Raw genomic sequence first — 26134 nt, 5'->3', positions numbered from 1 at the left:
AAAGTAAAACTCCCCCAGGGTCTGAATTCTGGAGGAGTTATTTTTTCCCGAGTCATTAACCCGGCTTCATTTTTTCAAACAGGCTATTTGAATTAATGTTTACTGTTGGCGATCACTATAGGCAGGACGACGGCCACCGCTGGAGCGACGGGGTTTGCCCGGTTTACCTTGGTAACCACCCCCACTTTTGTTCTGGCCACCGCCAGCATTGCGGCCACGACGGAGAACGGGCTTGTTGAAATCAACTTCCGGCACTTCCCAATCGGATTTCATCCAATGGGGGCAGCTCTGGTCGTAGATCATCTGTAGAGCAGCGGCGGCGATCGCCTGGGCATCATACTCATCGCTCAATTCCCGCACTAAAGGAAGGAAGGAGGCCATCCGCTCACCGGTCAGGGCTTCCTTGAGTTGTTCCTGCAGTTTTTCAATCCGCTTGGCTTCCACCTGGGAACGGTTAGGAATGGTACAAACTTCAATTTGTTGTTTCAGACGGTTTTCGATGGATCGCAGTAAACGACGGTCAATGGGTTCCACCAAGGCGATCGCCTTACCAGTCTTACCAGCCCGACCGGTGCGGCCAATGCGGTGAATGTAGGTTTCAGCGTTATCGGGTAAATCAAAGTTGACCACATGGCTGAGGTTATTGACATCCAAACCTCGGGCGGCGATGTCCGTGGCCACCACCAGCTTAATTTTGCCATCCCGAAAACGATGCACCAAACGCTCCCGTTGGGATTGGCTCAGGTTGCCGTGGTACTCATCCACGCTATGGCCCGCTTCTTGCAAACGACTGGTGAGGTCTGCGGCGGTTTGTTTAGTACGCACAAAAATAATGGCGGATTCGGGATCTTCCATTTCCAGAATCGGTTGTAGCGCTTTAGCCTTAGACCAACCCCGGGGCACGTGGTAGAGCTGTTGCTCAATGCGAGTGGGGGTAGATTGGGTTTGTTTAACGGTTACTAGGGCGGGATCATTTAAAAATTGATTGACCAATTCTTTAATTTCCCGGGGCATGGTGGCGGAGAAACAAGCGGTCTGCCTGGTGGGGGGAGTTTTACGCAGAATGGTTTTCACATCGTCAATGAAGCCCATGCTCAGCATTTCGTCCGCTTCATCCAGCACCACCCATTGGATAGTTTCTAATTTAAGTTTTTTGCGGTCAATTAGGTCAATCACCCGTCCAGGGGTGCCCACCACAATTTGCACACCCCGTTCTAGGCTGCGAATTTGCCGCTCGATGGATTGACCACCGTACACATTCAAAATGAACAGACGGCGCTCGTGGGAAAAGTCCTTCATTGCTTCCGCCACCTGCTGGGCCAATTCCCGGGTGGGGGTCAAAATTAAGGCTTGCAAGTCCCCCTCCGGGTCAATGCGGTCCATCAAAGGTAGGGCAAAGGCGGCGGTTTTCCCCGTGCCGGTTTGGGATTGGGCCAGCATGTCCCGGCCGCTCAAAAGCAGGGGAATAGCTTCAGTTTGAATTTGGGTGGGAGCCTCAAAGCCAATGTCGGCCAAGAGTTGACAACGTTTTTCAGAAAGACCAAGATCGGCGAAGGTACTAGTCAAAGTATTAGTCATGGAAAAGTTAAATAATTTCGGATAACAAAAGACGGTTTAGTGGGCAAATAATTAAGGATTAAAAAGTTTGCGGGAATGGCTGGGAACCAACCGTCAATAACACAGCCAGTCCATCCCCTTAGTTCAATAGCTAAAAAACCTTAGCCTCCTCGGCGGTCATACCGTACAGGTCATAATCGTCGGTGGCAGTGATCACAACCGGGACGATTTCATTCAAATTGGCATTGCCCTTGACATAGACTAATCCGTCCACCTCTGGAGCAAAGCGGGTTGATCGGCCGATGAATTCCCCAGTGCTAGGATTTTCCTGCTCAATCAGCACATCCAGGGTCTGCCCCAAACAAGCCGCATTTTTCTGGGCGGAAATGGGTTGTTGCAGAGCCATTAACCGATCCCGGCGATCTCCCATTACTTCTTCGGGCACAGCATCGGGTAGGTCAAAGGCGGCGGTGCCTTCCTCTGGGGAAAAGGTAAACACTCCCACATGGTCAAATTGATGGCGTTGGACAAAGTCTAGCAAATGCCCAAAATGTTCCTCGGCTTCTCCCGGAAAGCCAACAATGAATGTGGTACGTAACACAGCGTCGGGAAGGGCAGTTTTTAGCCTGGTGATGATGTCGTCGTTGACTTGGCCCTGCCAGGGGCGATTCATGGCTTTGAGAATGTCAGTATGGGAATGTTGCAGAGGTAAATCCAAATAGGGGAGGACGTTGGGCGTAGTGGAGATCGCCTCAATCACTTTGGGGGTCAATCCGGTGGGATAGGCGTAGTGGATGCGAATCCAGGGAATGTCTACTTTACCGAGGGCCTGTAATAGTTCCGCCAGTTTTGGCTCCCCATACAGATCTAATCCATAGTTGGTGGTGATTTGGGAGATGAGAATTAATTCCTTTACCCCTTGGCTGGCTAGTTGTTCGGCTTCCGCCACAATGGATTCGATGGGGCGAGACCGTTGTTTGCCCCGTAGTTGGGGGATGATGCAAAAAGCACAGCGATAATCACAGCCTTCGGCCACCCGCAGATAGGCGATCGCCTCGTTGGTGGTGCGATAACGGGGTAAATTTTCGTCGGCAATGAAGCTGGGATTGGGGGAAATGGCTTTAACTCGCTGACCCTGTTCCGTGCGTCGAATAATATCAACAATATTTTGGTAATCCCCGGTGCCCACCACGGCCACCGCTTCGGGAATTTCTTCTAAAAGTTGCTCCTGGAAATGCTGGGCCAGGCAACCGGAAATAACGATTTTCTTCTTTGCTTCCGCTAGTTCTACTAAGGTTCTCACCGACTCCTGGCGAGCATCCTGGATAAAACTACAGGTATTAACAATGACGTAATCTGCTAATTCTTCATTGGCATCGACTTGGTAACCCGCTTCCACCAGCAGGCCTAACATATGTTCAGAATCAATGCGGTTTTTTTCGCAACCCAAATGGTTGATGGCGATCGTTGGCGTTTGGCCCATAAATTAATTACTAGGGATTAACTGACTATTGACTGAGTTCGAGTCCAAGGGATGTAGGGTAGGGACTAAACCAGGCAATGATCAGCAAATTCTGTAAATACAGCCTGCGGATGGGGAACGGTGGTCAGACCCTTTTTATTTGTAAAGACATTGTAACAGATTTACACCAGAAAACCTGAGGTCGTTTGGTGTAATGTTATACATTTCCTGACATTACTCCCAATATTCTCCTACTCTGACGTTGAAAATGCCCACAGAAAAGTCGCCTTAATCCAGCAATGGATAGAAATATGGCGAAAAATTCCCCCATTAGTCCCATTGAGGAAATGGAGGAGGTTCTGAGCAAACAAGTTTAAATAAATAATAATTTCCTAACCAAAACGATAGCCAAAGCCCCGCACTGTGACTAAATATTCCGGCTGACTGGGGTCCTGTTCCAGCTTTTCCCGTAGCCAGCGGATATGGACATCCACCGTTTTGCTGTCTCCCATAAAATCAATGCCCCAAATATGTTCAATTAACTGTTCCCTAGACCAGACTCGACGGGGATAGCTCATGAACAATTCCAATAGGCGAAATTCCTTCGGGGCCAAACTCACTTCTTCTCCCCGCATTAACACCCGACACTCCTGGGGATAAAGCACCAAATCCCTAAATTTGCGGAATGGGGCAATGTTATTACCAGCCAAGCCTTGGCGACGGATCATGGCGCGGCAACGGGCCGCCAATTCCTTCAGGCTAAAGGGCTTAGTGATGTAGTCATCGGCCCCCACTTCCAAGCCAGTTACTTTTTCCATTTCACTGCCTTTGGCACTGACAATTAAAATCGGGGTATTATCGCCACCAAAGCGCAAACTACGACATACATCTAAACCGTTTACCTGGGGAAGCATGATGTCCAGAATGATCAGGTCCACGGCGGCCTGACCGGGGTCTTCGCTAAATTCTTGCAACAGAGCTAAGGCATCACGTCCATCGTCCACCGCATAAACTTCATAACCTTCTTCCTGCAATGATAGGACAATGGTTTCACGGATGGAAACCTCGTCTTCAACGACCAAAATACGATGGCTGGGGGGAATTTCCTGGTGTTGGAGACTATGGGGGGGGGCTTCTAGCGTTGCCATTGGGAAACCTACTAGATGGTATTTAACCAACATATAACACAGAACATTGATGTTAACAGCAAACTTTTTTGGCAAAATAATGACATGGTGAAGAAAGCCAATCTCCTCCAGGGGTGGAAATTGGGCACGAAAAAAATTCCCCCGTTTGTTATTAAGGGAAAATCATTGAATTGGCAAAGCCTAGATAGGAAATGGAAATTGGTTAAGTTTTGACCCCTAAAATTTGCCGAAGCCTTCATCCACTAAGTTGGGATTATTTTGATAGGCGGCCACCGCTAGGCGATCGCACCGCTCGTTTTCTCTGTTACCGGCGTGGGCTTTGACCCACTGGAATGTAACTTGATGTTTTTCGCACAGCGTTAACATTGTTTCCCACAGGTCGGGGTTTTTGGCCTTTTCCTTGGCATTCCTTTGCCATCCGTTGGCTTTCCATTTCTTGGCCCAACCCTTGCTCATGGCATCGACCATATAGCGGGAATCGGTATAGAGCAACACTTGGGACGGTTCTTGTAAATGACTCAAGGCGGCGATCGCCCCCATAATTTCCATGCGATTATTGGTGGTCATTTTATAACCGGCGGACAATTCCTCCCGACGACCATCACCGTAGAGAATCACTGCGCCATAGCCACCAGGGCCAGGATTCATGGAGCAGGCACCATCGGTGTAGAGAGTTACGGAATTGGGGGTAGAGGCCATGGACAAATTAAGCAAGGTTAGGGTTAATGGGAAAATCAGCGCTGGTCAAGCTGGGATCATAAGCAGGATGGAAAATCAGAGTGAACGAAGAGCGTTTTGCCGACACGAAACTAATGCGCCTACAACTTTGTTTATACCTGCTTCCCGTAGTGGGCATATTACCGTCCCTCTGGCAGTTACGCCAACTAGACCAACCTAACTGGGGCGACAATCAGTATCACCGTCAACGTCGCCGTTTAAGTCGTCGGTCCTTGCAATTAACCCTAGGTTGGCTCTGCCTGTACCTATTACTCTGGGGTACTGGCCAGGGCGCGGGGGAATTGGCCGCATTTAGACTAATGTACCTAAATGGTCTGATCACCACCGGTTATTTCCTGGTGTGTTTGCTGTGGATGGGCAGAATTTTTTTCCAGCCTTTGCCATCCACTAAGAATTGAGAGTTCCCTCGTTCAAGGGCTTGGGATTTCTGCTTCACCGGGTTTGTCTAGTCTTGGCTGTTCTGTGTTCTATGAGCCGAACAAAGCAATGGTTTTTGGGTTACCAGGGGTCAATCACAGATTTAAACGGATTAAATTTTTTCCCTTCCGGGACGTTAGCTTCTTCTTCTGCAATAAAGGTTTCCTCCCCGGCATTGAAGGGGGCAGCGGCAGGTTGGCCCAATTGATCGTCAATTAATAATTCTTCAATTTGATCAAAACCTTCCATAACGGTTACGGCTTGTTCATTTCTGTCCCTAGCCTTGGGCCTTTTGTGGGCAGATAAATCCTCCAGGGCCTGCAATTCCGCCATGAGGTCTAAGTTGGGGCCAACAGCAGAGGGGGAATGGCAATCGCCGGCATGGGTCCGGGGGGCAGAAGGGCGATCGCCAGCCATTTTTTTCAAATCCGCCAGGGCACGGTTAAGTTCTTGCACGGATTTTTCTAGTTGTTGCAGACGTTGCCACCATTGGTCATTGGGGGACATAGTTTCACCTGCTGCATTTTGGCTTACAGGGGGGGGGATGGGGTGAGGCGGCGCACTACTAGCGTCAGAGGGGGACGATCGGGGCGATAGTTGCCGGGGCAATTGGGGAAAAAGTCTGGTCACTTCTTCGAGGGTGGTGACTCCCTGACTCACTAGGGCGATCGCCTGGCGAGCGGGACTAGCAATGCCAGCTTGACTTAAACCATTGATAATTTCTGCGTGGGAACAGGGGCCACTAACCAACTGTTGGAGCTCAGGAGTAATGGCCACGACCTCAAATATCCCCGTCATGCCAGAGTAACCAAGGCCATGGCACTGACGACAGAGACGACTTTTGATCATGGGTTGGGCCATCAACTCCATACTCAAACTGTTAGCCCGATAAATAGTTCCCGGAGGCAGACCAAAACGTTGTTGCTCTTCCGGTGTCACTTCCCCCCTCAAACGACAGGCTGGACAGACCCGTCGCACTGGCCGCTGGGAAACAACGCCCTTCAGGTGTTGCCCCAATACCGCTGGTTCAAACCATTGCTGCAGTTGGGCGATCGCCGAGGGCACATCTTTGGCAATGACAGAGGTGAAAACTAAATGGCCTTGGTTGAGGACTTGGGTCAAAATTTGGGCTGTTTCCTGATCCTCCAAGGGATCCACTGCCATCACTGCGGGCCATTGATCCTGGAGGGACTGCACTGCCTTTTCGCTGGTAAAGTCCTTTTGGGGGTTTACTTCTAGCTGATTAATGTTTTCATAAACATGGACAAGGGGATCGGACACCAAGGCAACGGAGCGATTCTGGTCCAACTGCTGTCCCAAAAAAGCTTCCATGGTAGTGGTTTTGCCGCCATAGGCCGCCCCAATTACCACCACTAAGCCTTGGGATTCCTGGGCTAATTTTTGTAAACTTTCCTGGCTCTGGCGATCGCCACAAAGTTGGGCAAAATCAGGTAATTTTTCTAGGTGAGGAACCACCCGTACCAGTATTTTTTCACCGTAAAAACTGGGCAGAATATTGACGTAGAAAAATACCGACTGGCCATTATAACTTTTGCGGATGCGGGCCTTTTGAGGGATGTTGGTCTGGCTGGTGTCCAAATGGGCCATGGTTTTCACCCTGGCGACCAATTTGGGGCCTAACTCCCTAGGCAGGGGTTCAAGCAACATCCGGAGATTACCGCCCTGACGAATCTGCACCAACACCCGATTATCCTGGGGGTCAATGTGAATTTCGCTGGCCCCTTCCCGCAACCCAAGGATGAGAATTTTATTAGCTAATTTAACTTCTGGCCCTTCGGATTTGGCCTCTGGATTAGAATCATTTGTATTTTCGGCTATGGCACTGACCGGCGGGGGAGCAACCGGGGGAGTATTCTGCAGAGCTGCGATTTGTTGCGGTAAATCCTCAATAATTTCCGTTACTTCCACCACCGTTGCTTTGCCATCGTAGGGATCTTCACTAATCTCAGTTTGGCGATGGGCGTTCAGGGCGGCCTGCACTTCCGGATCGTGGTAAAGCTGATCGATCAAATTATCAAAATCATCCTTGGTCACCCCCCGCCGCCGCAGGGTAAGCCGATGGGGCGCTAGTTGTCGTTGTAAAAATTGACTTGCTTCCGGGTCGCTGGGGTCCACCATCACCACTAACAAAGCCCCCGGATTTTCCCGGTAATGGAGGGGTAAAAAACCATACTGACGGCAGATGGGCAAAGGAAAGTAACGGTTCAGTAAACTGGCGATCGCCTCGGTGTTGGCCAGGGTCGTTAACTGATGTTGGTCAAAAAACTTCACCCCATGGATCACCGAAAGGGCAAACCGTTGTTGAGCTTGGTACTGGCGATGTAGTTCATCGGGCAAAGATTCCCCCAATATTGTTTCCACCAAAGTCGGCAGAGCAATGCCGGTGCGACGCGCCTCCATTAAGGCCTGATGAATTTGGGAAAGGGAAAGATAACCCGCTTCAATGAGGGCTTGTTCAAAAGGGGAGAGGCTAAATTCGGGGGAATCGGAGGAAAAGACCATGGCAGGGGCGACCGAGATAACAGTTCAGCAAACAACAACAGTGATGAGTAGTGCTAATTTCAGAATGCCTCAAGGGAGCAAAATCCTATCAAAATTGCGCTAAATACCCAAGGCTGACAATTTTCCTACTAAACTTAGTACTTTCCCCTAGTTTAAGCAATGGTTGGCCGACCGGGGTCAATTTGTTCGGTTAAATCCCCTAATCCCAGGGATTACGAAAATCACAGCAATGGGGACAAACGGGGGGAAAAGTAACGGGCGGCGGAGGTACAGGTTTCCAAGACTTCCACGGAATGTAACCCCGGTACCCCAGCTTCTTCTAATTTGGCAAAGATCCAAGCGGCGATCGCCTCACTGGTGGGGCTTTCCAAACCAAGACTGTCGTTGAGGTAATAATGGTCGAGGTAATTTTTCACCAAGGGGTCCAAATGGGCTTTGAGCACACTAAAGTCCATCACCATGCCCGTTTCTGAACCAGTGGTTTTCAGGCGATCGCTGGCCACGTAAACCCGGCCCCGAAAACTATGGCCATGTAAGCGTCGACATTTCCCTTCGTGGTGGGGCAATTGATGGGCCGCCTCAAAGGAAAACTCCTTATAAATAATCCACATAAAAATCTCAAATCACTGTCTACTCACCCTAGGATGAGGGAAAATCGTCCCCAGTGACCAAACGCTGACCCCTTTAACATTAGCCAATTTTTGCCTCCCTCGATTAAGATTAGGAACTATATTTTGGCCCCTGCCACTTTTTTATGGCAATGGGAGTCCCTAAAAGTCGAAGCTAGATTTTTTGGCTGCTTCAGGCTTTGAAAATGAGGATTTACTATGTCTGAATGGGTTGAACAGCGTTTACAGTCCCTTGCCAAGGCTTTCGATCAATCCTATTGCGGAGCCATTGAGGCCGTGGTAGATCTGATTTGCCAAAGATTCCAGGCGGGAAATAAATTGCTCATCTGCGGTAACGGGGGATCCGCCGCCGATGCCCAACACCTGGCCGCTGAATTTGTCGGCCGTTTCCATTTCAACCGCCAAGCCCTACCGGCGATCGCCTTGACCGCCAACAGTTCCATCCTCACGTCTGTCAGCAACGATTACACCTACGATATTGTTTTTTCCCGTCAAGTGGAAGCTTTGGGCCAACCGGGGGATATTCTTTGGGGTTTGTCCACTTCGGGTAAATCCACTAATGTGCTCCATGCGCTGAAATGTGCCAAGGATAAGGGTTTACACACCATCGGCATGGCTGGTAATAACGGTGGTTTGTTCCAGGAATTTGCTGACTATCCCCTCTTCGTCGCCGACAAAAACACTCCCTGCATCCAAGAAGTGCATTTGATGACCTACCATCACATCTGTGAACAGGTGGAATCCCGTCTCTTCGCCCAAAAGTCTGTGGGAATCAAAGTCTAGTTGAAAGGGTGATCAAATTTAGTTCGATGGGGGGTAGGACTGCGTCCCTGTCCTGTAGGATACTAAAGCCATTTTTAATCTAGCCAAATAAATATTCACACCGATAACCTTGAGTGCCCTCCGCAAAGCCCTGTTCCTCGACCGTGACGGCGTCATCATTGACTATATTCCCTACCTTGGTAAACCGGAGCAAGTGCAGTTACCGGCCGGTGCCGGGGAAGCTTTAACCCAGTGGCAAAAAGCAGGATATTTATTAATTGTGATCACCAATCAGGCGGGCATTGGCCGGGGTTATTTTGACCACGGTGACGTGGCGGCGGTCCATACCAAAATCCGACAAGAGTACGGCAAAGAGGGAGTAAAGTTCACCGATTTTTTCCTTTGCCCCCACCATCCAGAGGACGGTTGTGATTGCCGTAAACCTTCCCCCGAAATGTTGTTGCGGGCGGCGGAGCAGTACCAAATTTCTCTCCAGGAATCCTACTTTATTGGCGATGCCCCCAGTGACGTGGGAGCAGCCATTGCGGCCGGTTGTCAGCCAGTGGTGCTAATGACAGGGCGGGGTGAGGAAACTTGCCAACAGTTGGATAAGTTTAGGTTGCAATTAGCTGGGCCAATTCCCGTCTTTGCCAATCTGGGGGAAACTGTTAGTCTGCTGGCTTCCCTTTCAAGCAAATGAACTCTGACCATTCTCGGGATCAACCCCTATTTATTTCTCTCATACCCCATCTGATGGGAGGGGAAGGCCATATTGTGCCTTACCACGGGGCGGTACGGCGATCGGTGGAGTATTTGGGGTGGCAGTATCAGGCTTGGGTGCCCCAGGATGCGGATCCAAATTTAGAAGAAATTGGCGATCGCCTCCATCGAATTCTTCTGCCGGAGGATTTGGAAGCAGAGGGAAGCATGACGGTCAAGTTAACCCGTATTCCCCAAGCCATGCAATGTGGTGATGTTTTAGCTCAACAATTGCGACCTTTGTTAACCGATGGGGAAAGTCGACCAGTTATTCTTTTTTTAGAGCGCTTTATCCATCTCCAACTGTTTGCTATCTGGTGGGGGCTACGGCAATTATCTCCCGAAACCCGAAGCCGATTGCATTTTTGGATCCTCTACCGTCGGGACGTGCATCTAGACCAAACTCGTTCTGTGTACCATTGGCTCCACCAACGTTTGCGGAAATTACTATCCCCGCCCCAATGCCAATTCTTAACCGATAGTGAACCCCTCGGGCGATCGCTCCAGGATTATTTTCGCCAACCATTCACCGTGATGCCCATTCCCCACACGGATTTTGCTGAAGTTGTACCTTTATTTACAGAAGCTGATCCCATTCTTTGCTGGTGGCCCGGTGCCCCTCGGGAAGAAAAAGGTTGGTCGGTGATGCGTCATTTGGTTTCATTGCCCCGGCCTAATTCACCTAGGCTCCAACTAATTGCGGCGGCGGCTTCCGGCTTAAAAAGTGACAGTGAAGGAATTGAAGTTCATTTAATTGGCGATCGCCTGACTAGGGAAGAATACGCCGGTTGGTTAAATAAAGCCCAAATTATTCTCTTACCCTACGATCCAGAAGCTTATGCAGAAAGGACTTCCGGCATTTTCACCGAAGCCATCATCGCAGAAAGAATACCGTTAGTATCTCCGGGCACCTGGATGGCCAGGGAATTAAACCAGTACGACCTCGACAGTTTAGTAGTGGATTGGCAAGCCCAATCCCTAGTATGGGCAGAAATTGACCAAAAGTTGGCCGATTCAAGTATCCATCAGCAATTAGCAGCCATGGCCCAAGCTTACCGTCGGCACCACAGCCTAGAAAGTTATGCCAAAACCCTGCAAGAAATCTGGCTTTCCCGGCATAATGGAAACATGGAAGTTAACAATATGTAACATTCCGTCTCCAATTTTTCATCTTTCTAGGCAGAGCCATCCATGCGCGTAATTCTGATGACAGGTAAAGGGGGGGTTGGTAAAACCTCCGTTGCGGCGGCCACCGGTCTCCGTTGTGCGGAATTAGGCCATAAGACCCTAGTTCTGAGTACCGACCCTGCCCATTCCCTCGCTGACAGTTTTGATCTGGAGTTGGGCCATGAGCCCCGCCTGGTAAAGGAAAATCTTTGGGGAGCAGAATTAGATGCTTTGATGGAGTTGGAAGGCAACTGGGGCGCAGTTAAGCGCTACATTACCCAGGTATTACAGGCCCGGGGGCTAGATGGAGTACAGGCGGAGGAACTGGCCATTCTCCCTGGCATGGATGAAATTTTTGGTCTGGTGCGGATGAAACGCCACTATGACGAAGCCGATTATGATGTACTGATTATCGATTCTGCTCCCACAGGTACTGCCCTACGTCTGCTCAGTTTGCCGGAAGTGGGGGGGTGGTATATGCGACGTTTTTATAAGCCTTTACAGGGGATGTCCGTGGCCCTCAGACCATTGGTGGAACCCCTATTTAGACCGATCGCCGGTTTTTCTTTGCCCGACAAGGAAGTGATGGATGCTCCCTACGAATTTTATGAGCAAATTGAAGCCCTGGAAAAAGTGTTAACAGATAACACGCAGACTTCCGTACGTTTGGTGACCAACCCAGAAAAGATGGTGTTGAAGGAATCATTGCGGGCCCATGCCTACCTAAGTTTGTACAATGTATCCACAGATTTGGTCATCGCTAACCGGATTTTGCCCGAAACCATTGACGATCCCTTCTTCCAACGGTGGAAAAGTAACCAACAGGTCTATAAGCAAGAAATCTATGACAATTTCCATCCTCTGCCGGTGAAGGAAGCGCCCCTATTCTCGGAAGAAATGTGTGGCTTAGCCGCTTTGGAAAGACTGAAGGACACTTTGTACAAAGATGAAGATCCTTCCCAGGTTTACTACAAGGAAAACACCATTAACATTGTTCAGGGCAACAACAATGATTACAGTTTAGAACTTTATTTGCCAGGCATTCCTAAAGAGCAAATTCAACTAAATAAAACCGGCGATGAGTTAAATGTTCGTATCGGTAACCATCGCCGCAACTTGGTTCTGCCCCAGGCTTTGGCGGCCCTAAGTCCCGCTGGAGCAAAAATGGAGGATGATTACCTCAAAATTAGGTTTGCTGAGGCAGTTAAACGGTAAAGTCGTCATCACTAAAGAAGCGAATGGTTGCTTGCAAAGATTGTAAAAATAGGTCAATTTCTTCTTTGGTGTTGTAGAAATACAGACTAGCCCTGGCACTGCCGGAAGCGTCAAACAATCGGTGCAACGGTTGGGTGCAATGGTGCCCGGAACGAATGGCGATACCGTCTTGATCCACCATGGTGGCCAAGTCGCTGGCGTGGAGTCCTGCCACATTAAATGAGGCCAAAGCGGCCCGATCTCCGTGTTTGGGATTGGGGCCATAGAGCCTTAGTTGGGGAATTTGCCCCAAGCCTTGCCAGAGGTAATAGGTTAATTCCACTTCATAGTTATGAATATTTTCCATCCCTAAGTCGGTTAAATAATCCACCGCCGCTCCTAAGGCGATCGCCTCGGCAATGGCCGGGGTCCCCGCTTCAAATTTGTGGGGCAACTCTCCAGTGGTGAAATGATCAAAAAAGACTTCAGCAATCATTTCGCCGCCGCCAAAAAAGGGAGGCATGGCTTCTAAGATTTCTTCTTTGCCGTAGAGAAAACCAATGCCTGTGGGGGCACACATTTTGTGACCACTGGCCACTAACCAATCACAATCAATTAGTTGTACGTCCAGAGGGTAATGGGGCGCACTTTGGCAGGCGTCAACTAACACTTTAGCCCCAGCTTGGTGGGCTAATTGGGCAATTTCTTCCACCGGGTTAACGCAGCCCAAGGTGTTGGAAATGTGAACAACAGTGACTAACTTAGTCTTTTCAGAAAGTAGGGTTTTAAAATGTTCTAAATCAAAGCTTTCTTGCTCGTCTAATTGCACAAATTTTAGTACAGCCCCGGTTTTGGCCGCCACCATTTGCCAAGGCACTAAATTGCTGTGATGTTCCATCACGGTGGTAATGATTTCATCCCCTGCTTTGAGATTATTCATCCCCCAGCTATAGGCCACCAAATTAATCGCTTCCGTGGCGTTACGAGTGTAAACAATCTCCCTTGGCGATCGGGCATTAATAAATTTTGCCACTTTATTCCGAACTGCTTCGTAGGCATCAGTAGCCCGCACACTCAATTGATGGGCTCCCCGGTGAACATTAGCATTATCATTTTCATAGTAATGCATCAATTTTTCCAGCACAGCCCGGGGTTTTTGGGAGGTGGCGGCATTGTCCAAATACACCAGGGGATGGCCATTAATTTCTTGATTTAAGATGGGAAAATCTTGGCGGACAGTGGCGGCAAGGCTGGGAATTTGGAGAGCAACCATGGCTTAAAAATCAAAGAATACTAAGGCTAACTAAAAAATCAACTAAAATACCGAGTTTGCTGACTGACTAAATAGTCCGACAGGAAATACATTGCCGCAAACGTCCTTGCAAAGAGGCTAAGGGAATTTGATCCAGAATTTCCCCAGCAAAGGCATCAATCAATAAATGGCGAGCATCATAATCATTTAGGCCCCGACTACGGAGATAAAAGACCTCGTCCGCCTCCAACTGGCTAATGGTAGCTCCGTGGGAACATTTAACATTATCAGCGGTGATTTGTAGCTCAGGTTTTGTATTAATACGGGCTTTGGAAGATAACACCAAATTACGGTTTAACTGTTGGGCGTTGGTCAATTGGGCCGCCTGGGGTACTAAAACCTTACCGCTAAAAACTGCCTGGGCATATTCATCCACAATACATTTATGGAGTTGATTGGTTACCCCATGGGGATGGTTTAAAGCTATGGTACTGTGGGTGTCGCTCACCTGTCTTCCAGCCAGGGTAGTCAAGGCCAAAAATTCAGTTTGCGTCCCTTCTCCCCGCTGTGCCATTTGTAAATTATGACGGGATAGTTTTGCACCTAAATTAACATCAATTAATTGATAACGACTTTGTTTCCCCTGGGCGATCGCCGTGGTGGCAATGTGGAAGCTATCACCGGAGTCCCGTTGGTTACGGATATGGGTAACCTGGGCATTTTCCCCTAAATAAATTTCGCTGACGATGTTGTTAAAGTAGGGCTGTTGCTGCGGGCGATCGGTGCAATTGGTGGTGATCGCTCCGTAGGACTCAGCGATGGTTACTTGGGCGTTATTTTCCACTACCACTAACAAACGGGGTTGCACCATGATAGGGGTTGGATCAACCACCGTTAAAAACAGTAAGTGGATAGGACTTTTCAGTTCAATATTGGCGGGAATCCAGACTACCCCACTATCTGTCATTCCGGCAGTATTAAGGTTACTAAAAACTTCGTTACCGTCCGTTTTTTGCCCCAAATAGTTGGCTAACTGCTCCCTTTGATGGGCGGCAAGATTAGTCCAGGATTGACAAGTAATGGCGCTGGGTAAATCATTAGTATTTGACAACTCTGGAGTAAAAAAGCCATTGATAAATACCAGGCGACTTTGATGGGCTTCCGGTAAGTAGAAATTTTCCGCCGCCGCCACATCCAGACTAACTTTACCAGCGGCCACAAAATCAATTGCTTTTAGCTCGCTTAAATCCGTAAATTGCCATTCCTCATCCCGCTTATGGGGCAACCGCAAACTACCCAACAAATCGGCTGCTCCCTGTCGTTTATTCACCAAAATGGAGTCCTCCGTCCCGGAGACCATGGCTTGCTCCTTAAGGGCTTGCAGTTCTTTGTCTATCTCTGTTTGGTGAACTTTTTGAGTCAGGGCATCGGCTAAAATGGCGGCGGTCATGGGCAGTATCCTTGGGGATGGGCAAAGTGGATTAGTTTAGTTAGTGCAGTAGCTCAAATTGTCTCAATAATGCCTGGCGATCGGCCAACTTGCCTAGCGGAATGGAAAATAACGCAACCAAGCTGAAACAGAAGTTTAAATGGGAGCCAAAACCTGTTCATCGAGGAAATCGTACCCCTTCTCTTCTAATTCCAGGGCTAACTCCTTGCCTCCACTCATGACAATTTTACCGTCATACATTACATGGATATGGTCAGGAATAATGTAATTTAACAAGCGTTGGTAGTGGGTAATAACCAAGGTGGCATTGTCAGGATTTTTAAGAAAATTGACCCCCTCAGAGACAATGCGGAGGGCATCAATATCCAACCCCGAATCAATTTCATCAAGGATGGATAAAGTTGGCTCTAGGATTGCCATTTGCAAAATTTCATTGCGCTTCTTTTCTCCTCCAGAAAATCCTTCATTTAAGCTCCTTTCTAGAAAAGCAGGATTCATTTTCACCACGTCTAACTTTTCTTGAATTAGATCTTCAAAATCAAAGGTGTCTAATTCTTCTAAACCTAAATGTTTGCGTTTAGCATTATAGGCAATGCGGAGGAAATCTAAATTGCTTACGCCAGGAATTTCCAAAGGATATTGGAAGGCAAGAAAAATTCCCGCTAAGGCCCGCTCATGGGGTTCCAAAGCTGATAAATCTTGCCCCTGGTAGATAATTTCACCGCCAGTAATTTCATAGTCGGGATGCCCAGTAATTACTTTAGAAAGAGTACTTTTACCAGAACCGTTGCGTCCCATAATGGCGTGGACTTCCCCTGCTTTAATTTCTAGGTTAACTCCTTTGAGAATTTGATTTCCATCAACAGAGGCAGTGAGATTTTTAATGGAAAGAATAGTCTGGCTCATAAACGTATCAGAAATAACTTAATGAAAGATAGCTTGGTGAAGAATGAAAAAATCTAGGTTCTATTCTGGCTAGAATAGTTAATTATTCAGGAGAAAAATAGGTCAAACTTAAACCTAGCAGTCACCCCCCTTCGACAATTATTAACCCACAGTACCTTCTAGTTTGAGACTCAGTAATTTATCAGCCTCCGCCGCAAATTCCATGGGTAATTCGTTTAGCACATCCTTACAGAAACCGCTGACTAGCATGGACACCGCATCTTCCTCAGAAATTCCCCGTTGGGCAAAGTAAAAGAGTTGATCCTCGCCAATTTTGGAAGTGGAAGCTTCATGTTCTACTTTGGCGGTATTATTGTCCACCTGAATATAGGGGAAAGTATTAGCCGCTGCCCGATCGCCAATGAGCATGGAGTCACACTGGGAATAATTGCGAGCGCCCTGGGCTTTAGGTCCCATTTTCACCAAACCCCTGTAACTGTTGGCGGAATTACCGGCGGAAATGCCTTTGGAAATAATGGTGCTACGGGTATTTTTACCGATGTGAATCATTTTAGTTCCCGTATCGGCTTGTTGTTTGTTGTTAGTTAAAGCAATAGAGTAGAATTCCCCGACGGAATTATCCCCAACTAGCACACAACTGGGGTATTTCCAGGTAATGGCGGAACCGGTTTCTACTTGGGTCCAGGAAATTTTGGAATTAACTCCTTTACATAGACCCCGCTTAGTCACAAAATTGTAAATTCCGCCCTTGCCATTTTCATCCCCGGCATACCAGTTTTGCACGGTGGAATATTTGATATCAGCATTATCTAAAGCTACCAATTCCACCACCGCCGCATGAAGTTGATTGGTGTCATACATAGGCGCAGTACAACCTTCCAAATAGCTAACGGAAGCCCCTTCTTCGGCAATAATTAATGTTCGCTCAAACTGACCTGTATCCCCATTATTAATGCGGAAATAGGTGGACAATTCCATGGGACATTTCACCCCTTTGGGAATAAAGACAAAGGAACCGTCACTGAATACAGCAGAGTTTAAGGCGGCAAAGAAATTATCGGCGGTGGGCACCACACTGCCCAAATATTTTTGCACCAGGTCGGGATGTTCCTGCAATGCTTCAGAAATGGAACAGAAAATTACCCCGTCTTCCGCTAGCTTTTCCTTAAAAGTTGTGCCAATGGAAACACTGTCAAAAATGGCATCTACCGCCACATTACTTAAACGTTTTTGCTCCGATAGGGGAATCCCTAATTTTTCAAAGGTTTCCAACAAAGCTGGGTCCACTTCATCTAAGCTTTCTAGTTTTTTCTTACTTTGCTTAGGGGCGGAGTAGTAAATAATATCTTGGTAATCAATGGGGGGATAATGCACCGCCGGCCAAGTGGGTTCCGCCATGGTCAGCCAATGCCGGTAGGCCCGGAGGCGAAAATCCAACATGAATTCGGGTTCATTTTTCTTAGCAGAAATGAGTCGCACCACGTCTTCACTCAGACCACGGGGGATAGCATCCGCTTCAATGTTGGTGACAAAGCCATATTTGTAGGGTTGGTTGACCAGGTTTTTAACAGTGGTGGAACTCATCGAATGCAGTGTTCTCCGGGGAATTCAGATAGGGAACTGCCCAAGGCAAGGTAGATTGGCGGTGGGACGAAATAAATCTCAAGGAGCGAAACTAAAACAACGGGTAAGTTGTTTTAATCTATTCTAGAATAGATTAGCAACCCGATTGTTGTCAAAGTGCCAAGGTCGGTGCTCCTACGGGAAGTCCCTTGGCCATGGACTAGGGTTAACTAATTGATAATTAGCCGACAATTAATCTAGGTAATCCTGCTTAGCATGGGGGTTGTCCTTTCAGTTTACTGGACTGCCACGCATCGGTTCCAAAATTTCCTTCTCCTGTTGTTGACCATGACCCTCAGTTCTTCCCACTCCACCAAAGAAGATATCCTCCGCTATCTCCTCAAAGAGGGGCAAGGATCGGCGATCGCCATGGCTGAAGAGTTGGGCATTAGTCCCCAGGCCATGCGTAAGCACCTCAAGGATTTAGAAAATGATGGCCTAATTGAGCATCAACAGGAAAGACAGGGCATGGGCAGACCCCAATTTCTCTATCAGTTGAGTAAACAGGGGCGGGAACAATTTCCCCAACGTTACGGTGAATTTGCCCTTTCGTTCATCGACTCCCTGGTGGAAACAGTGGGGGAAGAACAGTTGGGGGCAGTGTTGAAAAAACAATGGCAACGGAAGGCGGAAGCCTATCGCCAACAAATTGGCCAGGGCCCCTTATCCAAAAGGGTACATAAACTGGTGGAGCTACGGCGGCAGGAAGGTTATATGGCGGAAATTCATCCCCTTTCGGTGGAGCAAGCGGAAAAATTTATTTTGTCGGAGCACCACTGTGCGATCGCCGATGTGGCCGAATCCTACCCCACTGTTTGTGGCCATGAGTTGGAAATGTTTGCCGCTATTCTGCCGGACTGTGCCATCGAAAGAACCCATTGGCTTAATGATGGGGAACACACCTGTGGTTATTTGATCCAGTCTAAAACCCCGAACTAACGGGCGGCAGAAAGATTTTTAATCAATTGACGCAGTTGGCTGTCGTTGAATACCTTCATGAGAACGCTAGCTGCCGCCGCTGGGTCTGCTGGAATGAGAACCTGGGCCACTTGGCTAGATGCCAATTGTTTAAGACCATCGCTGACCCGAATGTTTCCAGGCTTGGCTAACACAAAACAGTCATAGCCCTGTTTAAGATCCTTCAGCACCACCGGGGCCAAGGTACGGTAGGAATGCAATGGATTGGCGATCGCCTGTTTACTGAGGGAGAGTAAATGCTGCCAATTTTCTTGCTTGGGGGCTAGGCGGCCCAGACGAGTGCAATATTCCTGAAGTTTTTCCCGAGAAGTGGCCGATGGTTCTTGCTTAAACAACTGCAACATTTTATGTAACAGAACCTTAATTTCCTCCGGCACATCACTCTCATTGAACGTACCTGTACTGGTGGACTTGGCCGCCATAGTTTGGGTAGAAGTGGCCGCGGCACTGCCCTGGTTGAGGAGATAATTCAGATAATTCTGTAACTCTTCAAACTGATATGCCGCCCCATCCACAATGGAATCTGCCTCTTCTGGCTGAAGTCCAGCGGGACTCTGCAATTTTTCCACCAAATCCTGCAAGACATCGTAGCCGTTGAGGAATAGGGACTCCAATTTTTGATCCACGGGCAACTGATGCTCCTTCAACACCTTGAAGGCATCTTCCAAACGGTGGGCCGTTTTTTGGATGCTGGTGTAGCCCAACATGGCCGCCCCCCCTTTAATGGAATGGGCCGCCCGAAACATTTCGTTGACCTGTTCCGAGTCCTGCACCACCTTACCCAAGTCAAGGATGCCCCGTTCCAGGGTTTCCAAATGCTCCTGAGCTTCTTCGATAAAATAGCCGAGGATTTTTTGCTGATCCAAGGTCGTACCCTCAAATTTGGATGGCCACTCCCCTAGCATATACCGCCAGCGAGCTAAAGATAACAATGAACGCAGTAAAAGTTAACTCTAGTCCAAAAAAGGCGCAGCGGGCCGCCTGAGTAGGATGTTTTATTATCTTATACGGCAAATTTTAGCTTCAATGACACTTTTCCCTCAGAAAAATTTTCTGTCAGCAATTTATGACAACAAATCTCCGGGGATAACGAAGTTAATTCTCCACCCCCAAGGGATGGGAACGGGGTACTCCGATCGCCCGGGGAAAATCACTGGGAGTAGGTTTTTCCTTGGTTAGATAGATAAAGTGTCGCTGGGCCCCACTCCAGGGGGTAGCGGCTGCCACCGTGGCACTGACTTTGCCCCCCAATAGAGCGCAGGCCCGTTCCAATTGTTCTGCTTCCACCGCTGACCATTGACCCCGGTAAAGCACCACCGTGCCCCCCACTTTCACCAAAGGTAGGGCATATTCCGCACAGACAACCCCCTCTCCCACGGCCCGAATTAAAGCCAAATCATACTGGGAGCGATGCTGGGGCTGGTTCCCCACAGCTTCCGCCCTGGCCACCAGATAGGCCAAATTAGCTAAGCCCAAACGGTGCCCCAATTCCTCTAGATAGTTAATTTTTTTGCGGGTGGAATCCAACAGGGTCACAGACCACTGGGGCCACACCAAGGCCACCGGCAATCCAGGGAATCCCCCCCCAGTGCCAATGTCGATCACCCGAGCCTGGGGGTCATTACGGCCGTGGTCCGACAACAAAACCCCGGCCAGGGAATCCCAAAGGTGTTTTTCTAGGAAATCCAGGGGAGCGGTAATGCGGGTCAAATTCAAGCGGGCATTACCGGCCAGGACTCCTTGGTAGAGCTTGACCATGGCCTCAATCTTTTCCCCGTCAGGTTGCCAAACTAAACCTGGGGGCCAATTTTCTAACCCCCGACGAAATTCCCCTAAATGCCCCTGGTCTGACGATAGGTCGCGATTATCTTTGTCTAGATTCAATGACACAATAACTTACTTCAGCTTAACGGGAACGGCGGCGGGGGCGATCGCCTCTGGGGGGTTTGGGGCCAGGGGAAGGCGGGAGCACTGGGCTGGGGGTGGCCACGGGGGGACGGTTGGTGATGGTGGCGTTATGTTCAGCGGAATTTTCGTAGAGGATCTGGCGGCTTTGGCTCACACTGCGCATCATTTGCCCTAATTCTCCTTCCAGGCGGCTCAACAGGCGATCGGCATAGGTATCCACATCCCTCTGCATTTCGGTGGCTTCCTGTTCCGTTTGTTTTTGTAGGGCTTCACATTCCTGCACAGTTTGCTGACGAAACTGTTGGATTTCCTGATGGGTAACTTGCTTGATTTGCTCTAGTTCCCCCATGGTCTGTCGCCGTAGGGTGTCGCACTCCTGTTGGGTTTGCCTTTGCAAAGCTTCACATTCCTGTTGCACCTGGCGCTGGAGGGCATCGCAATCCTGTTGAACTTGGGCTTTGTATTGGTCGGCTTCGTATTGGGCCTTTTGGATAATGCCCGATTCATCCTTAATGCGCTGGGCCTCCTGATGGGCCACTTCAATCATCCGTTGGGCTTCTAACTCCGCCCCCTGCAAAATTTGCTGTTCCCTTTCCAAAATGGCGATCGCCCGATGAACCGCCCCTGGAATAAATTCAGCAATGACATCAATTTGGTCCAGGATTTTTTCCTCATCCACCACACTCCAGGCTGTTAGGGGAATGTGGAAGCTGTCATAGAGTAATTCTTGCAGCTCAGCTAGTTGTTGTTGAATATCAAAATCCACCGTCTGGCCGGGCACAACGGCGCTATTCTCAGTTACTTCAGGATTGGCACTCTCTCGGCGGGTCATAGGGTTATCTAGGCGCTTGACGGGGCAAATAGAACGAAATTTAAAACAGTTTTAACGCAATTTATCTAGGGGGATGGATAGGAAGAGCAAATATCGGCCAAGATTGAGGGGGGAACAAGATGATCCACACTACCACCGAACTTGGCAATTTCTTTGACAATACTACTACTTAAAAAGCTATATTCCTTGGCGGTGGCCAAAAATACGGTTTCCACTCCGTCCCAAAGAGTTTGGTTAGTGTGGGCCATTTGTAGTTCCTTCTCAAAGTCCGACAGGACTCGCAGACCCCGTAGTAATACCGTTGCCTGTTTTTGCTTAGCGTAGTCCACCGTCAGTCCGTTAAAGCTATCCACGGTCACATTGGTCAGATGTTGGGTACAGTGGCGGATCTGTTCCAGCCGCTTTTCCACCGAAAATAGGGGTTGCTTGCTGGGATTACAGAGCACAGCGACAATGATTTGTTCAAACAAACCACTACCCCGCTCAATAATGTCCAAATGGCCGAGGGTGATGGGGTCAAAACTACCGGGATAAATGGCGATCACAGAAGAGGTAATTTCAAGTTACGGGTGTATAAACTATCGGAACCAAGACCGGGGAAATGAAGCCCCGCAAATTGGCTTTATTGTGGGGGCTAGCCGACCAAGGTGCAACTTTCCCAACCGAGGGAAAATACCATGACCCTAGTTCTGGCCTCAATTTTGTTAAGATATAGAGACAATTTAGCTGAGTAAATTTTTTACATTTACTTTATTCAATAGGTTAAATTTTATCTTCCTTTCCCATAAGTCTAATTGCTTAGAGGATAGGGTAAACATAGACGGTCAGAGTCATCAAAATTTTAAGGTTTGCCCTTGCAGCCATGGTTTCCAAAGGGACAAGCCAGGATTTTGATCGATTTTCCTGTTCCTAGTAATTTGTTCTTTCGGGTCTTGGGTTGTTGGTCGTTACAACGAGATCCTTCCCACCGCTTAATCCCCGCCGAGTCAAAACATGAACCCTAATCGATCCTTAGAAGATTTTCTCCGTAACGTCATCAATAAGTTCCACCGGGCTTTGACTTTACGGGAAACCCTCCAGGTAATTGTGGAAGAGGCTCGTATCTTTTTAGGGGTGGACCGGGTAAAAATTTACAAATTTGCCAGCGATGGCAGCGGGGAAGTGTTGGCAGAGGCAGTTAACAGAGCTGCTTTACCATCCTTGTTGGGGCTACATTTTCCGGTGGAGGACATTCCGCCCCAGGCCAGGGAAGAGTTGGGTAACCAAAGGAAGATGATCGCCGTGGATGTGGCCCACCGTCGGAAAAAATCCCACGAGTTGTCCGGTCGCATTAGTCCGACGGAGCATAGTAATGGCCATTACACAACAGTGGATAGTTGTCATATTCAATATCTCCTTGCCATGGGGGTGTTATCCTCCCTAACGGTGCCCGTAATGCAGGATCAGCAACTGTGGGGCATTATGGCGGTACACCACAGTAAACCCCGGCGATTTACCGAGCAGGAGTGGGAAACCATGGCCCTGTTGAGCAAGGAAGTTTCCCTGGCCATTACCCAGTCCCAGTTAAGCCGGCAGGTACATCAGCAACAGGTACAGGAAGCGCTGGTACAAAGGCTAGAAACAACGGTGGCTCAGTATGGCGATCGCCCGGAAACCTGGCAGTATGCATTGGAAACAGTGGGGCAAGCCGTGGAAGCCGATGGAGCTGTGCTCTACATTGCCCCGGATTTAACCGGTTCTGTTGCCCAGCATTACCAATGGAACCTCAGATTTGACTGGGGCAATTGGCTGGAAACGTCCCTGTGGCAGGAACTAATGCGGGGCCAACCTTCAGCAGCGATGGAGCCGATGGCCGCAGTACAGTCCACCTGGGAAAAACCTCGACCGTTCACCAGTGTGGCACCGCTACCTCCCACTAACTGTGTGCCCCGTGGTTACACTTTGGGGGAATTAGAACAGCGCTCCGATTGGATTGCCCCGGCGGAATCCCTAAGCGCAGAAAATTTCCAATCTTTTCTGATTGTGCCCCTGGCGGCGGACCAGCAATGGGTGGGGGGATTAATCCTGCTGCGGAAGGAGAAATCTTTGGTAAAACACTGGGCCGGGAAACGGGGCATTGACCGCCGCAATATTCTGCCCCGTCTTTCCTTCGAGGCTTGGGAAGAAACCCAAAAATTGGTGCCCACCTGGAATCGCTCAGAACGGAAATTAGCCCAAGTGGCCAGCACCCAACTGTACATGGCCATTACCCAACAGTTTGTGACTAGACTGATTACCCAGCAAACTGCCTACGATCCCCTGACCCAATTGCCCAATTGGATCATTTTTAATCGTCAACTCACCCTAGCTCTGTTGGATGCTCTCTATGAAGGGAAAATGGTGGGGGTTTTGGTTATTGCCATGGACAGATTTAAACGCATTAATGAAAGCTTTGGCCATAAAACCGGGGATGGTCTGTTGCAGGAAGTGGCCGATCGCCTCAATCAAAAACTTAGCCCCCTAGCGGCCTATAGCCCCCTTCTGTCCCGTTGGCATGGGGATGGCTTCACTATTTTGCTGACCCAAATTAGTGATAACCAGGAAATGATTCCCCTGTGTGAAAGACTGTTGGGCACCTTTCAAGAACCCTTTTTCCTCCAGGGCCAACCCATTTATCTCACCGCCAGTATGGGCATTAGCACCGCTCCCTACGATGGGGAAACGGCGGAATCTTTGCTGAAGTTTGCGGAAATTGCCCTCACTAGGGCGAAATGTCAGGGCAAAAACACTTACCAGTTTTACCGCCCCCAGGATTCAGCCCCCATGCTCGATCGCCTGACGTTGGAGTCAGACCTGCGGCAGGCCTTGACTAATCAAGAGTTTGTACTCTACTTCCAACCCCAGGTGGCCCTTGATACGGGGAAATTGTTAGGGGTAGAAGCCTTGGTGCGTTGGCAGCATCCCCGACTGGGGCAGGTGGCCCCCGATGTGTTTATTCCCCTAGCAGAGGAATTGGGGCTGATCAATCATTTAGGGCAATGGGTGCTGGAAACGGCCTGTGCTACCCACCAACATTTTTTCCGGGAAACGGGGCGTCGGCTACGCATGGCAGTAAATATCTCGGCCCGTCAATTCCAGGACGAAAAATGGCTTAATTCGGTACTGGAATGTTTGAAGCGCACAGGCATGCCGCCGGAGGACTTGGAACTCGAAATTACCGAAAGTTTAATGATGGAGGATATTAAAGGGACAGTGGTGCTGCTCCATCGTCTGCGGGAAGAAGGGGTACAGGTGGCGATCGACGACTTTGGCACAGGCTATTCTTCCCTCAGCATTCTCAAGCAATTGCCCATTCACCGCCTGAAAATTGATAAATCCTTTGTGAATGATTTGCTCAATGAGGGGGCAGACACCGCCATTATTCAGTACGTGATTGATTTGGCCAATGGTTTAAATCTGGAAACTGTGGCCGAAGGGATCGAATCGGAAGCCCAACTGCAACGTTTGCAGAAAATGGGTTGCCATCTGGGCCAGGGCTATTTCCTCACTAGGCCCCTTCCAGCAGAAGCGATGATGACCTATCTTTACTATCCGCAGATTCTTGATTTTGGCCCCACTCCGCCCCTGCCCAAGGTTGCTCTGCCGGAAACAGAAACAGAGGCGGGCCAGGACAATGTTGGCGATCACCCCTTGCCCAATTCCCTCAATCGGGAAAATCCTTGGACAGAAAAACTGCACGATTACGTTTTGCTCAAGGAACGGTTGCAACAGCGCAATGTCAAGGAAAAATTAGTGTTGAAAATTGCCAATAAAATTCGCGCTTCCCTCAACATCAATGACATTTTGTACTCCACCGTCACCGAAGTGAGGCAATTCCTAAATACTGACCGGGTGGTGTTATTTAAATTTAATTCCCAGTGGTCGGGGCAGGTGGTGACGGAATCCCACAATGATTTTTGCCGATCAATTATTAACGATGAAATTGACGATCCCTGTTTTAAGGGCCATTATCTGCGGCTGTATCGAGAAGGTAGGGTGCGGGCTGTGTCTGACATTGAAAAGGCTGACTTGGCGGACTGCCACAAGGAGTTACTGCGCCATTACCAGGTCAAAGCTAATTTGGTAGTGCCGGTGGTTTTCAATGAAAATCTTTGGGGTTTGCTCATTGCCCACGAATGCAAAACCCCCCGTTATTGGCAAGAAGAGGATCTGCAACTGTTGATGGAGTTGGCAACCCAGGTGGCGATCGCCATTCACCAGGGGGAACTGTACGAACAATTGGAAACGGCCAACATTCGGTTACAGCAAATTTCCTCCTTGGATGCCCTCACCCAAGTGGGTAACCGCTACTTATTTGATTCCACCCTGGAACGGGAATGGCAACGATTACAACGGATTAGGGAACCCTTAGCTCTGCTGCTTTGTGACGTGGATTTTTTCAAAGGTTTTAACGACAATTATGGTCATCCTGCTGGCGATCGATGTCTGAAAAAAATTGCCGATGCCATGGCCAAAGTTGCCAAAAGACCAACGGATTTAGTGGCTCGCTACGGGGGAGAAGAATTTGCTATTATTCTTTCCCAAACTAGCCTAGAAGGGGCAATCAATGTAACGGAAGCTCTCCAGGTGGAAGTGGCTAATTTGGCCATTCCCCACACCGTGTCCGGCACGGGCCATATCACCCTCAGCATTGGCATTGCCGTTTATACTCCCGAACGCCATATCAATCCCAACGCTCTGGTCAAAGCGGCGGATTTGGCGCTGTATGAAGCCAAAGCAAAAGGTCGCAACCAATGGCTGGCCTATGAAGGGTCCCAGTTGCCCCATGTTGATGGGGAAGTTTAGCCCGA

21 protein-coding genes are annotated in these 26134 nt (G+C 49.0%); 7 read left to right on the top strand and 14 right to left on the bottom strand.

All coding sequences use genetic code 11. The annotated features are described in order from the left end of the window. Window positions 1-99: 99 nt before the first annotated feature. The 4 genes from BWK47_RS13540 to rnhA form a co-directional block, all read right to left on the bottom strand. Window positions 100-1578 carry a DEAD/DEAH box helicase gene (locus BWK47_RS13540; protein WP_010873784.1) on the bottom strand — a complete coding sequence of 493 codons (1479 nt, stop codon included), beginning with the start codon at window positions 1576-1578 and terminating at the stop codon, window positions 100-102. A 130-nt stretch (window positions 1579-1708) separates the two neighbouring features. Further along, window positions 1709-3040 carry a 30S ribosomal protein S12 methylthiotransferase RimO gene (gene rimO / locus BWK47_RS13535; protein ID WP_162329043.1) on the bottom strand — a complete coding sequence of 444 codons (1332 nt, stop codon included), beginning with the start codon at window positions 3038-3040 and terminating at the stop codon, window positions 1709-1711. Between the two features lie 371 nt (window positions 3041-3411). After that, the gene (locus BWK47_RS13530) at window positions 3412-4200 is read right to left on the bottom strand and encodes a response regulator transcription factor (protein ID WP_204250507.1); all 789 of its coding nucleotides are present in this window, start codon (window positions 4198-4200) and stop codon (window positions 3412-3414) included. 183 nt (window positions 4201-4383) lie between these two features. Then, on the bottom strand, window positions 4384-4866 hold the full coding sequence (gene rnhA, locus BWK47_RS13525) for a ribonuclease HI (protein ID WP_162329041.1): 483 nt from the start codon (window positions 4864-4866) through the stop codon (window positions 4384-4386). 80 nt (window positions 4867-4946) lie between these two features. Here rnhA and BWK47_RS13520 point away from each other — a divergent pair, with 80 nt between their 5' ends. Further along, a complete protein-coding gene (locus BWK47_RS13520) occupies window positions 4947-5303 on the top strand; it encodes a hypothetical protein (RefSeq protein WP_162329040.1) in 357 nt (118 codons plus the stop codon). Between the two features lie 100 nt (window positions 5304-5403). On the opposite strand, the gene BWK47_RS13515 is transcribed toward BWK47_RS13520, so the two are convergent. After that, window positions 5404-7845, bottom strand: a complete 2442-nt coding sequence (locus BWK47_RS13515; RefSeq protein ID WP_162329039.1) for a GspE/PulE family protein — start codon at window positions 7843-7845, stop codon at window positions 5404-5406. Window positions 7846-8066: 221 nt separating this feature from the next. Next, window positions 8067-8456: a 6-carboxytetrahydropterin synthase QueD gene (gene queD / locus BWK47_RS13510; RefSeq protein ID WP_162329038.1), complete on the bottom strand. Its 390-nt coding sequence runs from the start codon at window positions 8454-8456 to the stop codon at window positions 8067-8069. A gap of 216 nt (window positions 8457-8672) precedes the next feature. Here queD and gmhA point away from each other — a divergent pair, with 216 nt between their 5' ends. The 4 genes from gmhA (at window position 8673) to BWK47_RS13490 (ending at window position 12377) form a co-directional block, all read left to right on the top strand. Further along, window positions 8673-9257 carry a D-sedoheptulose 7-phosphate isomerase gene (gene gmhA / locus BWK47_RS13505; RefSeq protein ID WP_010873777.1) on the top strand — a complete coding sequence of 195 codons (585 nt, stop codon included), beginning with the start codon at window positions 8673-8675 and terminating at the stop codon, window positions 9255-9257. 109 nt (window positions 9258-9366) lie between these two features. Continuing rightward, on the top strand, window positions 9367-9936 hold the full coding sequence (locus tag BWK47_RS13500; RefSeq protein ID WP_020862049.1) for a D-glycero-alpha-D-manno-heptose-1,7-bisphosphate 7-phosphatase: 570 nt from the start codon (window positions 9367-9369) through the stop codon (window positions 9934-9936). Then, window positions 9933-11144 carry a hypothetical protein gene (locus BWK47_RS13495; RefSeq protein ID WP_162329037.1) on the top strand — a complete coding sequence of 404 codons (1212 nt, stop codon included), beginning with the start codon at window positions 9933-9935 and terminating at the stop codon, window positions 11142-11144. Before BWK47_RS13500 ends, BWK47_RS13495 begins: the two co-directional genes overlap by 4 nt. 42 nt (window positions 11145-11186) lie before the next feature. After that, window positions 11187-12377 carry a TRC40/GET3/ArsA family transport-energizing ATPase gene (locus BWK47_RS13490; RefSeq protein ID WP_162329036.1) on the top strand — a complete coding sequence of 397 codons (1191 nt, stop codon included), beginning with the start codon at window positions 11187-11189 and terminating at the stop codon, window positions 12375-12377. Here BWK47_RS13490 and BWK47_RS13485 read toward each other — a convergent pair. From BWK47_RS13485 to sufB, 4 genes are all read right to left on the bottom strand, one after another. After that, window positions 12367-13629 (bottom strand): SufS family cysteine desulfurase, encoded by a 1263-nt coding sequence (locus BWK47_RS13485; protein WP_162329035.1) that lies wholly within the window; start codon window positions 13627-13629, stop codon window positions 12367-12369. The genes BWK47_RS13490 and BWK47_RS13485 overlap by 11 nt on opposite strands. Before the next feature lie 67 nt (window positions 13630-13696). Beyond that, on the bottom strand, window positions 13697-15058 hold the full coding sequence (gene sufD / locus BWK47_RS13480) for a Fe-S cluster assembly protein SufD (protein WP_162329034.1): 1362 nt from the start codon (window positions 15056-15058) through the stop codon (window positions 13697-13699). A 135-nt stretch (window positions 15059-15193) separates the two neighbouring features. Then, complete coding sequence (gene sufC, locus BWK47_RS13475) at window positions 15194-15964, bottom strand: Fe-S cluster assembly ATPase SufC (RefSeq protein ID WP_010873771.1); 771 nt, start codon at window positions 15962-15964, stop codon at window positions 15194-15196. A 141-nt stretch (window positions 15965-16105) separates the two neighbouring features. After that, window positions 16106-17548, bottom strand: a complete 1443-nt coding sequence (gene sufB / locus BWK47_RS13470) for a Fe-S cluster assembly protein SufB (RefSeq protein ID WP_162329033.1) — start codon at window positions 17546-17548, stop codon at window positions 16106-16108. Between the two features lie 255 nt (window positions 17549-17803). Here sufB and sufR point away from each other — a divergent pair, with 255 nt between their 5' ends. Further along, the gene (sufR, locus tag BWK47_RS13465) at window positions 17804-18526 is read left to right on the top strand and encodes an iron-sulfur cluster biosynthesis transcriptional regulator SufR (protein WP_162329032.1); all 723 of its coding nucleotides are present in this window, start codon (window positions 17804-17806) and stop codon (window positions 18524-18526) included. Here the strand turns inward: sufR and BWK47_RS13460 are convergent. The 4 genes from BWK47_RS13460 to coaD all read right to left on the bottom strand — a co-directional run bounded on the left by BWK47_RS13460 (window position 18523) and on the right by coaD (window position 21850). Next, the gene (locus BWK47_RS13460; protein ID WP_204250414.1) at window positions 18523-19431 is read right to left on the bottom strand and encodes an Hpt domain-containing protein; all 909 of its coding nucleotides are present in this window, start codon (window positions 19429-19431) and stop codon (window positions 18523-18525) included. The two genes, sufR and BWK47_RS13460, sit on opposite strands and share 4 nt — an antisense overlap. A 229-nt stretch (window positions 19432-19660) precedes the next feature. Then, window positions 19661-20455: a 16S rRNA (guanine(527)-N(7))-methyltransferase RsmG gene (gene rsmG / locus BWK47_RS13455; protein WP_162329030.1), complete on the bottom strand. Its 795-nt coding sequence runs from the start codon at window positions 20453-20455 to the stop codon at window positions 19661-19663. A gap of 16 nt (window positions 20456-20471) precedes the next feature. Then, window positions 20472-21305: a DivIVA domain-containing protein gene (locus BWK47_RS13450; RefSeq protein WP_010873766.1), complete on the bottom strand. Its 834-nt coding sequence runs from the start codon at window positions 21303-21305 to the stop codon at window positions 20472-20474. Between the two features lie 65 nt (window positions 21306-21370). Next, a complete protein-coding gene (coaD, locus tag BWK47_RS13445; protein WP_010873765.1) occupies window positions 21371-21850 on the bottom strand; it encodes a pantetheine-phosphate adenylyltransferase in 480 nt (159 codons plus the stop codon). A 448-nt stretch (window positions 21851-22298) separates the two neighbouring features. Between coaD and BWK47_RS13440 the strand changes: the two genes are divergently transcribed. Further along, on the top strand, window positions 22299-26129 hold the full coding sequence (locus BWK47_RS13440; RefSeq protein ID WP_162329029.1) for a diguanylate cyclase domain-containing protein: 3831 nt from the start codon (window positions 22299-22301) through the stop codon (window positions 26127-26129). Window positions 26130-26134 lie beyond the last annotated feature (5 nt).

It is taken from the genome of Synechocystis sp. CACIAM 05 (assembly GCF_010222815.1).
In the GTDB taxonomy this organism is placed as follows: domain Bacteria; phylum Cyanobacteriota; class Cyanobacteriia; order Cyanobacteriales; family Microcystaceae; genus Synechocystis.
Note: the sequence above shows the minus strand (reverse complement) of the source record. Positions and strands in the feature narration are given on the sequence as shown.